General features: G+C 44.1%; 6 protein-coding genes and 1 pseudogene. 1 reads left to right on the plus strand and 6 read right to left on the minus strand.

Annotated elements, in window-relative coordinates; genetic code table 11:
- Positions 1 to 12: 12 nt before the first annotated feature.
- Positions 13 to 2,319 (minus strand): family 20 glycosylhydrolase, encoded by a 2,307-nt coding sequence (locus NXV01_RS20160; RefSeq protein ID WP_259023134.1) that lies wholly within the window; start codon positions 2,317 to 2,319, stop codon positions 13 to 15.
- 186 nt (positions 2,320 to 2,505) lie between these two features.
- Between NXV01_RS20160 and NXV01_RS20165 the strand changes: the two genes are divergently transcribed.
- The gene (locus NXV01_RS20165; protein ID WP_148367634.1) at positions 2,506 to 3,420 is read left to right on the plus strand and encodes a cation diffusion facilitator family transporter; all 915 of its coding nucleotides are present in this window, start codon (positions 2,506 to 2,508) and stop codon (positions 3,418 to 3,420) included.
- 379 nt (positions 3,421 to 3,799) lie between these two features.
- On the opposite strand, the gene NXV01_RS20170 is transcribed toward NXV01_RS20165, so the two are convergent.
- The 5 genes and pseudogenes from NXV01_RS20170 to NXV01_RS20190 form a co-directional block, all read right to left on the minus strand.
- On the minus strand, positions 3,800 to 6,139 hold the full coding sequence (locus NXV01_RS20170; protein ID WP_234133661.1) for a TonB-dependent receptor: 2,340 nt from the start codon (positions 6,137 to 6,139) through the stop codon (positions 3,800 to 3,802).
- Between the two features lie 114 nt (positions 6,140 to 6,253).
- Entirely contained in the window at positions 6,254 to 6,595 is a 342-nt protein-coding gene (locus tag NXV01_RS20175) for a hypothetical protein (RefSeq protein WP_148367632.1), read from the minus strand.
- Positions 6,596 to 6,719: 124 nt separating this feature from the next.
- Positions 6,720 to 9,042 (minus strand): annotated as a pseudogene (locus tag NXV01_RS20180) (TonB-dependent receptor).
- 84 nt (positions 9,043 to 9,126) lie between these two features.
- Entirely contained in the window at positions 9,127 to 9,507 is a 381-nt protein-coding gene (locus NXV01_RS20185; RefSeq protein ID WP_148367630.1) for a hypothetical protein, read from the minus strand.
- A 46-nt stretch (positions 9,508 to 9,553) separates the two neighbouring features.
- Positions 9,554 to 11,152, minus strand: coding sequence for an aspartate:alanine exchanger family transporter (locus tag NXV01_RS20190; RefSeq protein WP_148367629.1), 1,599 nt, complete (start codon positions 11,150 to 11,152; stop codon positions 9,554 to 9,556).
- Positions 11,153 to 11,186 lie beyond the last annotated feature (34 nt).

Consider the following 11,186-nt stretch of genomic DNA (forward strand, 5'->3'; position numbering starts at 1 on the left):
ACAACAGAATAGTTATTCATGTTTCAGCCATGCACTTGGCAATACTTCTTTTTCACCTTTTTCATTCACCAATTCCATCTGCAATACGCCTCCGTTACAATCGAAGTAACGCACCTCTATCGGATGAAGCCCGGCTTTCAAAGCCTTCTGCACAATAATCTCTACCGGCGAATGTGCTCCATCATTATCTCCCAACAATTCACCGTCAAGCATTAATGTGCTACCGTCGTCCGAGAGAAGGGCAAATGTATAGATACCATCGGCAGGAACTTCCAGATAGCCGGTCAATACCAGACCGATATTTCCTTTCACCTCTTCGGGAATGGATACCGATTCCACCACATACTCCCCTTTGACAGGAGCTGCATCCATATCCGCACAAAGATTACCACGGAAATCGTGCCATACTGCTTTCAAGCCGGGCTGCAAAGCAGCCGAAGCAGTCACCGCCTCCGCATAAGGAGCCTTTACATACTTGGTACGCACCACATCCGAAGGAGAACCATCCGGACGGAAAGTGCGGAAAGCGAAATCCGTAGTCTTCCCAACTTCCAAAGCGCCGTTATAAAGAGCTGATTCTTTGGTAGGCATACTGCCGTCTGTCGTATACCGTATTTCAGTACCGGGTAACGGGCAAGTCAATTCCACAGTTGTTTCATCAATAAATGCATTCACTTTATAGAATCCCTGCAAGTCAGGCACCCTATAATTTACCCTCATTACATCCATCCGCTTAAATTGCGGAACAAGCTGACGATAGAACTCTTCGAGACCCGGTTTAGCTGCCGGCTCCGCCCAAGCTATCTCACTCAATGCTATCATACGGGGAACAATCAAATATTCAATGCGCTTCATGGTCGGAATCCATTCAGCCCAGAGATTCGCCTGCACCCCCCAGATATATTTCTTCTGTTCCGGCGATAACCGCTCGTCTGCACACGGATCATACGCAAGTATTTTCTTTACTGAATTCTGATCCTGCGCATAATCGAAATAGAAATATTCATTCGGACAAGCAATCACTTTCTGCTTTTGTGCAGTTGCCGTAGGCAATGCATCTTTCGCCCAACTTCTCCACCAGGTAATAGCAGCATCGGAAGATAATCCGTCGGATACCACTTCATCCCAACCTATGAGTTTCTTTCCGTTGGCAAGGAAGAATTTCTCCATGTCACGTACAAACCATGCCTGAAGTTCTTCTACCGACCCCAGTTTCTCCGTACGAATCCGTTTCTGACAAAGAGGACATTTCTTCCAGTTGGCTTTTTCCACTTCATCACCACCCATGTGCACATATTCATAAGGGAAAAGTTCAAAAACTTCTTTGAACACATTCCGGCAGAACTCCAGTGTTGCGTCTTTGCCCGGACAGATAGGAGAAGAGAATGTCTCCCCCCACCCGATTAATCCGTCGCACGCCAATTCCGGATATTGACCGATAGCTGCCAGGAAATGTCCCGGCATATCAATCTCAGGAATGACATCAATTCCTCTTTGCGCAGCATAGGCTACTATTTCTTTTATATCATCGTGAGTGTAATAACCTCCATACAGTGTATCTCCTTCCACAATACGTATCTTATCTTCCGGAATCAGGAAATCGGTATTATCTTCTTCTTTCGCACGTGCCATACAGGTACGATCCTGCGTATTGAATTTACGCCAAGCCCCTTTTTCCGTAAGTAACGGATATTTCTCGATTTCTATACGCCAACCTTGATCGTCGGACAGATGCCAATGGAACTTATTAAGTTTATACAAAGACATCAGGTCTAACACATGCTTCACTTCTTCCTTATTCCAGAAATGACGGGAAGCGTCCAACATAAACCCACGCCATTCAAACCGTGGCGCATCTTCTATTTGCACGACAGGGATAGAATAATTCTGTTTCTCTCCCTGCACTTCTATCGTTGCAGGAAGCAACTGGCGAATAGTAGTAATAGCAGAAATAATGCCTGAATAGTCAGTTGCCTCTACTCGAATATACTCCGGTGCAGACTCAAGCTTATAAGAACCGGGCTTTCCAATAGTATCTTTCAACTGAAAATACATATCTACCTGACTCTTATCGGTAGTGACTTCAACAGAAGACGATATGACATTCCGAAGAATTTCCTGCAGGTATCCGGCAGCGGGAAACAACGACTGATCGGAAACTCCGATTTTCATGCCATCTTTTAAAACAAACGAGCCCGACTGCTCGGTCAGACTAACGGGGGTAGGCAAGATTGCAATTTCTTGCTTGACGGTAGACGTACAAGAAGAAAAAACACAAACTGACACAATGAGTAAAGAACTACTTAATTTTTTGAACATGCGGTTAACTATTTAATAAATGATTTGTCCTGTTTTTAATTGACCATCTATATATAATACAACTAAAAGGCATAAAGTACTAAAAAGGCGGAAAAAGTTTTTTTTGCGACTTCATGTCACAAACTCCTATTAATGTTTATCTTTGCTGCCCAATCCCATTACAAACAAATCTAAAGAATCACTTCAATGTCAAGAGAACAAATATTAATCAAAACCTCATGGATCAGTACAATTGGCAATGCAATCCTGTCCGCATCCAAAATCATCATCGGTTTGTTTGCCGGTAGTTTAGCCGTAGTCGGCGACGGTATCGACTCGGCAACCGATGTTGTTATCTCTATCGTTATGATTTTTACGGCACGCCTCATCAACCGCCCTCCTTCAAAGAAGTATGTATTCGGCTATGAGAAAGCGGAAGGGATCGCAACAAAGATTCTATCACTCGTGATATTCTATGCCGGCGCACAAATGCTGCTATCGTCCACTAAAAGTATCTTTTCGGATGAAGTGAAAGAAATACCATCGGCTATCGCCATCTATGTCACTGTATTTTCTATTATCGGTAAACTCTTACTGGCTTCATACCAGTACAAACAGGGAAAGAAGATCGACAGCTCCATGCTGACTGCAAATGCCATCAATATGCGGAATGATGTTGTCATCTCAACAGGTGTCTTATTAGGATTGATATTTACTTTCATCTTCAAATTACCGATACTCGATTCAATAACAGGATTGATAATCAGCCTCTTCATCATCAAATCTTCCATCAGTATTTTCATTGATTCGAATGTGGAACTGATGGACGGAGTGAAAGATGTCAATGTATACAACAAGATATTCGAGGCTGTAGAGAAAGTGCCCGGTGCCAGTAATCCGCATCGCGTCAGATCACGAATGATAGGAAATCTCTATATGATTACCCTTGATATAGAAGTGAATCCGGAAATCACGATCACGCAAGCTCATGAGATTGCCGATTCGGTGGAGAAAAGCATTATCAATTCGATAGATAACGTATATGACATTCTGGTACATGTGGAACCCGCCGGTAAATGCCAGACAGGAGAAAAATTCGGGGTCGATAAAGATATGGTTTAATCCATCTCTACACAGAGATTTTTTCACTTTCCTCTATCACCTATCACCAGCACTTCTAAAAACCTTTATTCATGGTACTTTCAGGGATGGTGACAGGTTGTTTGCAACCTATCACCACATCTATCACCTATCACCCTGCCTGATCAATCAATGATCAATAAGGAAAAAGAATGAATCTCTATACGATACATTGGTTTCAGCCGCTTGAAACTTTAGTTTCTCCAAAGAATACAATGTTTTCCCCGCAAGGGAACTGTTGTTTCCCCTATGGGGGAACTATGGTTTCTCTACGGGGAAACTACAGTTTCCCATAGGGGAACAAATAGTTTCAACGCATGAAACTAAAAGTACCGTGCCGGGAAACTATTTTTATGACCGGTTAATAACTAATCTTCACCCCGGCAAAGAAACTTCTCGGCAAAGAAGGACCGTAAATGTAACCGGAATCCCGGTTAGCTCCTCTGTCAAAGTCCTTCTGATAAGACTCGAAAATATTCTGAACTCCGCCGTTTAATTGCAAATCAACTGTTTTGTATAGCTTGAAGTCATAAGCCAGTTTCACTCCCAAATCAAAGAAACGAGGTGTTCTGATTGCTTCCGCTTTTCTTTCAGGCATTTCACCCAGTTTGGCATTCTCGGCAGTGATATCCATACGTTGCACTAACATTTTGCCGGTATATGTTCCTGACAGGGCGATAGACAAAGGTTTGACGGGAGTATATGTGGCAGTAAAATAACCGTATGTATCGGGAGTACGGAAAATCTTCTTTTCTGCCGGTGCATCATCATGCCACTTATGTGGTTCATCGTATCGGCTACGCTGTAAAGTCAATCCCGCTTGTATTTGCAGGATAGACAGATAAGCCACTTTACCTTCCAGTGTCAATCCCATCACTTTAGCACCGGGGCCATTGCTACGTGTTTTCACTAATATACCATCACCACGGTCGTAAGGTTCGCCCAATACAAAAACATCGGTCAGTCTTGTATAAAACCCCTCAATCAACAAGTTCGTCTGGAATGCTCCGAAACGATGATACATATCTGCAGAAGCACTGAAACTTTGGGATTTCTCTTCTTTCAAATCCTTTGCACGCTCGATCATAGCCACTGTTCCGCCCACATTTTCAATATGCATATCCTCATCAAAAGCCTGCGGAGCACGAAATCCGGAAGAATAGCTCAAACGCAGGTTAATATTCCGGGTAGGATTAAAACGCAAGTTGGCACGGGGACTAAAGATCACATTATCCACCATATTATGCTTATCCAGACGACCGCCAATCAGAATTCCCCAACGGTCGTTCTTCCATTCGTTCTGCAGAAAAGCACTGTAAATATTCACCGTCTGATCCGTGTGACGGTCATATCCCCACATGTTATCTTTCAGGCGGTCACGGTTATATTCAAGCCCTGCTGTGAGATCAGAAGGCATAAAAAGGCACTTGCCAAACGTATGTACGTATTGTGCGCCCCCCATAGCGGTTAAATCCGTCGTCTTTCCATAGGCTTTCAGAGGATCGTTGCCCGGTCCGTAATAACTGTCCCGGTCTGTATTGGCAGCCGATGCAAAGACACTTAGACGGTTCTTTTCATCCGGAGAGAAATAATCGAATTTCAAACTTCCACCATCAATAGAATGTTGCAACTGCTCTGCAATATGCGCTTCGTGAGGAGGACGGTTCAACATATCCCCTCCACGACGAAATTCCTGCATATGGTGATATTCAAAGGTCAGTTTGGAGTAAGTACTCGTTTTCAGATAAGAGCGGAAACCCACTGTTTGATTCTTCAACTTGGGCAGTTCGGTAAATCCGTCTCCGTCATAATCATATCCTGACCGGTGGCGGTTCTGTCCAAAGATATACAATCCGGCACGATGATCGTCCGTCACCAATGAGGCATTCAGCGAGGTGTTGTTATCGAATGAGGAGCTTCCTCCCAAAGCAGTAATGGTGTGCGATAGCTGACCGGAATTGCGTAAAGGCTCTTTAGTGATTATATTAATTGTTCCTGCAATAGCCGAAGAACCGAACAAGGCGGAGCCTCCCCCACGCATCACTTCTACACGTTCAATCATACTGGCAGGAATCTGTTCCAGCCCATACACTCCGGAAAGGGCACTGAATACGGGACGCGAATCGATCAGAATTTGCGTATATGGTCCGTCCAGACCATTGATGCGGACTTGCTGGAAACCACAATTCTGGCAATTTGTCTCCACACGCACTCCGGGCTGGAAATTCAGTCCTTGTGATAAAGTAGAAGAGTTAGTGGTTTCAAAAAGTTTCAGGTCGACGACATTCACTAAAGTAGGAGCCATACGGCGTGTCGTTTCACTCCGGTTGGCGGAAACCACTACTCCATCGAGAGCAATCGCATCCTCTTCTATTTCAAAATCTTCTTCCAGTGTCTTTCCTTTTTTCAGAGTTACGTTGCGGGTCACTGTCTTGTAACCTACTGAACTAACTTCCAGTATAAAATTTCCTTCCGGCAAATTCTTCAAAAAATAATGCCCGGTAGCATCGGTCACCGTTCCTATGGTCGTTCCTTTCAGTGCAATGGTGATGTACGGAAGATGTTCTTTCGTTTTTTTATCCAGTACATGACCTATTATATTCGCATCGGATTTCTTCAGTTCAGGGTAGTCCGGATGTTCAGCCGATGCGTGTGACAGAACACAACACAGGCCGACCAGGACTAAAAGATATTTCTTCATTGTCGTTAGTCTTTTAATGTTTTAATTCAAAAAAAATAATAGAGGGAAAGGGAAGCAACAATCATAAATCGTTGTTCCTAACTAATAATAAATGCTATTCCCGAAAAGTATAGACTAAGCGACAGGAGGCGCCCTAAGAGATATTACGCCCGGACAAGTACGACAATACCGCATACCTTGCGGACGGGCAAGCAGAATACACAAGAAAGAGAAAACGGCAACAATAAACGCGGGTAATAGTCCGCTATCTGTCACCAATATGTGATTCAGGAAATGAAGTAGCTGGAATTCAACCGTCGTATGACTATGCTCACTCCCCTTCTTGAATGGATGCGAATGGACAATCGTAACCCCGTTTACCACATGTGAGTGAGTAAACAAAGTGATTCCTGCCATGTACGAAATAAACAGTACAGGCAGAAAATACTTCATTATATGTAGGTACAATTGTTTCATCCGGTAATTTTGCACATCTATTCCGTGCAGTAAAGTCAGAGTTCAGTTTGTTTTTTGCAAAGATAGGGATTGTCTCTATACAAAACAATCCCTATTTATAACGATTTTAAATCTTAACCGAATCTTAATAACTTATCTTCACCCCTGCAAAGAAACTTCTCGGCAACGACGGACCATAGATATAACCGGAGTCACGGTCGGCTCCTTTATCGAAGTCATTCTGGTAAGCATTGAAAATATTCTGTATACCGGCATTCACCTGCAAGTTCATCGACTTGTAAAGTTTGAAATCATAGGCAGCCTTCAAACCGATGTCGAAGAAGTCTTTGGTATTCACCGTTATCGGGTTTTCAAGGAATCCCGGCACAGGTTCGTGGGGAACCAGCATCGAACCGGTATATGTACCGGAAAGAGCGATAGATAATGGTTTTATCGGGGTATAGGTTGCTGTAAAGTAACCGTAAGTATTCGGCGTACGCATCATTTTCTTCACAGCCGGAGCGTCTGGGTTCCATACGTGCGGTTCGCTGTAATGGCTCTGCTGCAAAGTGACTCCTGCCTGAAGCTGGAATTTAGTCAGATATGCCATCTTTCCTTCTAATGTCAATCCCATCACACGGGCTCCCGGTGCATTGTAGCGTGTACGTGTCAGGATTCCGTCCACTGTCTCTCCGTCGGTAAGGGCAAATACATCTGACAGCTTTGTATAGAATCCTTCTACCAGAAAGTTAACCTGAAACGCGCCAAAACGGTGATAAATATCTGCCGAAGCACTCAAGCTCTGTGATCTTTCTTCTTTCAGATTGTCCGCCAGTTCAACCATCGCCACATTACCGCCTACATTCTCCACATGCAAATCTTCGTCGAAGGCCTGCGGAGCACGGAAACCGGATGAGTAACTGAAACGAAGATTGATATTCTCAGTCGGATTATAACGCAGATTGGCACGCGGACTGAATATCACATGGTCAATCAGATTATGCTTGTCCAAACGACCGCCAATAAGGAATCCCCAGTGCTCATTCTTCCATTCATTCTGAAGAAAGGCACTACCGATATTCACTTTTTGGTCTACCGTACGATTATATCCCCACATATTATCTTCCAGTTTATCCTGATTGAATTCTATTCCGGCAGTCAGGTCGGAAGGCATGAAGATACATTTTGCGAAACTATAAACATATTGCGATCCTGCCATCCAGTTCAGGTCGGTGGTGTTTCCGTAAGCATTCAGATCTTGTCCGCCACCATAATAGCTGTCACGATTGATATGCTGCGCGGATGCAAACACATTGAAACGATGTTTCTCGTCAGGTGAGAAATAATCAAACTTCAGTCCTCCGCCATTGATCGAGTGTTCGGTCTGCTCCGCCACATTCGCTTCGTGGGGCGGGCGGTTCAACAAGTCTCCTCCCCTACGAAATTCTTCCATATGGTGATATTCAAAAGTCAGTTTCGAATAAGTCGTTGTTTTCAGGAATGAACGGAAACCGATTGTCTGACCATGCAACTTAGGAATCTCGGAATATCCGTCTCCATCATAGTCATACGCAGAGCGATGGCGGTTCTGACCGAAGATATACAAACCGGCACGTTGATTATCCGTCACAAGAGATGCGTTTAATGCCGTACTGTTATCAAAAGCGTCTCCATCGCCAATTCCCGTAATTGTATGGGATAACATACCGGAGTTGCGTATCGGCTCTTTAGTAATGATATTTATTGTACCGGCAATGGCAGATGAACCGAATAAGGCCGAACCGCCTCCACGCATCACTTCCACACGTTCTATCATGCTGGCAGGAATCTGTTCGATACCATATACACCGGAGAGTGCACTAAAAATGGGACGGGAATCGAGCAGGATTTGCGTATAAGGACCATCCAGTCCATTGATACGCACCTGCTGGAAACCGCAATTCTGACAATTGGACTCTACACGGACGCCTGGCTGAAAGCTCAACCCCTGCGCCAAAGTCGTAGAGTTGGTATTCTCAAAAATTTTCAAATCTACTACATTCACCAGTGTCGGAGCCAGCCGGCGGGTGGTTTCATTACGATTGGCAGATACTACTACGCCATCCAAAGCAACTGCGTCTTCTTCTATTTCAAAATCTTCTTCCAATGTACGTCCTTTCTTCAGCGTCACATTTCGTCTGACGGTTTTATAGCCCACCGAACTAACCTCAAGCACAAAATTGCCTTCGGGAAGATTTTTTCAAGAAATAGTGCCCGGTAGCATCGGTCACTGTTCCGATGGTAGTACCTTTCAGGGCGACTGTAATATAGGGCAAGTGCTCTTTTGTGTTTTTATCAAGAATATGACCAATAATATTGGCATCTGACTTACGTAATTCGGGATGATCCGGATATTCATGAGCTTGTCCTTCAAGGGCAGGCAACAATGCGCAGCACAGGCAGACAAGCGAAAAGATATATTTCTTCATTTTTCGTTTGTTATTCATTTTCGATAAGTATTCACATGGATAGACAGACAATGCCCTACCTCATGCAAGGTACGGTATCATCATTCAAAGAACGGAGAAACGAATAACCGGAGGTGCTCTAAGTCCCACTACCCCATGATACGGACAGTGATAGTGAGCATATTGCGAACGTCCGAGCAGAAAACACAATAAGAAAGGAATAAAAAGGGAAAGAGCAAAAACAATAGCTGCACCGTCTGCCGTCAAGTGAGACAGAAAATGAATCTGCAGCAGTTCGACTGTAGAGTGTTTATGTGCCGCCCCTTTCTTAAACGGGTGTGAATGGACGATTGTCACGCCATTGACCACATGCACGTGGGCAAAGAATGTAAAGCTTACCAGATACGACACAAACAGTATCGGTAAGAAGTAGCGTGTAATATTCAATAACAATCGTTTCACCTCATTTTTTCTTTGAGGCGGCAAAGATACGAACTATTTATTTAACAATCAATGATTATACAAAATTTTGTTAATATACCGCCGAAGCTATGATTTGAATAAACAGAATCAGGAATACCATAGCAATCGGATAAACTGTTGCATAAGCTACGCTCGGTATGTTACTGTCTACCATTGAATCGGCAGCAGCAAGTCCCGGAGTACTCGTCATACCGCCCGTAATAGTCCCCAACAAATCGAGCAGGCTGATTTTAAATACCAGACGTCCTACAACGGCTGCAACAAGCATCGGCACTAATGTGATGGCAGCCCCCACTCCGAACATCAGCAATCCGCTTTCCTGAAAAGTGGCTACCAGATTCTTACCGGCAGAAGTTCCTACTTCGGCAAGAAAAAGAAGCAGACCCAACTGGCGCAACAACTGATTAGCAGGTCCGGACATAGACCAGATAATAGGTCCTGTCTTGCCAATCGCACTTAACACAAGAGCTACCATCAGCACTCCGCCGGTCAATCCCGGAGAGAATGACAGACTATCAGAGAAAGATATATTTATTTTGCCGAACAGCACTCCCAATACAATCCCCATCGCAATAGGGAAGAAGTCCGTATCGGACAGTTTCTTCGCATTGTTCCCCAACAGGCGGGCTACTCCTCTAATCCCCTCTTTCTCACCGACCACCATCAACTTATCACCAAATTTTAAAGCAAGATCGGGAGACGGAGACAAATCAATACCGCTTCGACGAATGCGGGTAACCGTGCAGCCAAAGTTCTTCTGTAAGTTCAAATCCCCCAGTTGTTTATTTATCATATCCTTTTTGGTCAACAGCAAAGATTCTATTTCCTGCGTTTTATCCAAAGGCAGTTCACCTTCTTCTCTCTTACCTACCAGTACAGCAAGCTGATCCAGCGCTTCTTCGCTACCTACGGCTTGTATATAGTCTCCTTCACGCAACACTGTATGAGCTGTGGGAATGGATATCTCATCATTGTGTTTCAGACGGGAAATAACGGCACCCGTCATACCACGCGCATTAATTTGCATCAGGCTGCGATCAAACACATTCGAATTGGTGACACGATAAATACAAGTAGTCAATTCCGGGAATTGTCCGCGACGTTCTATTTCCAAACGACGGGCTTCTTTATCTAAATCCACCCGCATAATTTTAGGTAACAGCTTGACAAACAGAATCACACCGATCACTCCAAACGGATATGCGATACCGTAAGCAATGGATGCCAAAGGAGAATTGGTACTGTCGATAGCAACCGCCAGACCCGGCGTACTGGTCAACGCACCGGCAATCAGACCGACAATACTCGGTGTGTCAATATCAAATGCGTACTTCAATCCGACTGCGGTCAGGCAGGCGGAACAAATAATAAGCATAGTAATGAGAATGAGCGTCTTTCCTTTACTGCGGAAAGAATCGAAGAATCCGGGCCCAGCCTGAATACCGATGGTAAAAATGAAGAGCACCAAACCGAAGTTTCCTAATTCTTTAGGAATGATAACACCAAAATGCCCGAAAAGAAGGGCAATGAAAATAACTGCCGACACATCGAGAGATAATCCTCTGATTTTTATTCTTCCCAGCATAAACCCCAATGCGACAATCAGGAAAAGGGAAAAATAAGAGGAATGCAATAAGTCAGTAAACATAAAAATAAAGGTTAGTTAGTTTAAGGGCGCGAAG

Origin of the sequence: Bacteroides sp. BFG-606 (genome assembly GCF_024788145.1) — a bacterium.
GTDB classification, from domain to species: Bacteria; Bacteroidota; Bacteroidia; order Bacteroidales; family Bacteroidaceae; genus Bacteroides; species Bacteroides vicugnae.

Excerpts from the sequence above, each read along its gene's own strand:
- NXV01_RS20160 (WP_259023134.1), bottom strand. The coding sequence starts at position 2,319 with ATGTTCAAAAAATTAAGTAGTTCTTTACTCATTGTGTCAGTTTGTGTT.
- NXV01_RS20165 (WP_148367634.1), top strand. The coding sequence starts at position 2,506 with ATGTCAAGAGAACAAATATTAATCAAAACCTCATGGATCAGTACAATT.
- NXV01_RS20170 (WP_234133661.1), bottom strand. The coding sequence starts at position 6,139 with ATGAAGAAATATCTTTTAGTCCTGGTCGGCCTGTGTTGTGTTCTGTCA.
- NXV01_RS20175 (WP_148367632.1), bottom strand. The coding sequence starts at position 6,595 with ATGAAACAATTGTACCTACATATAATGAAGTATTTTCTGCCTGTACTG.
- NXV01_RS20190 (WP_148367629.1), bottom strand. The coding sequence starts at position 11,152 with ATGTTTACTGACTTATTGCATTCCTCTTATTTTTCCCTTTTCCTGATT.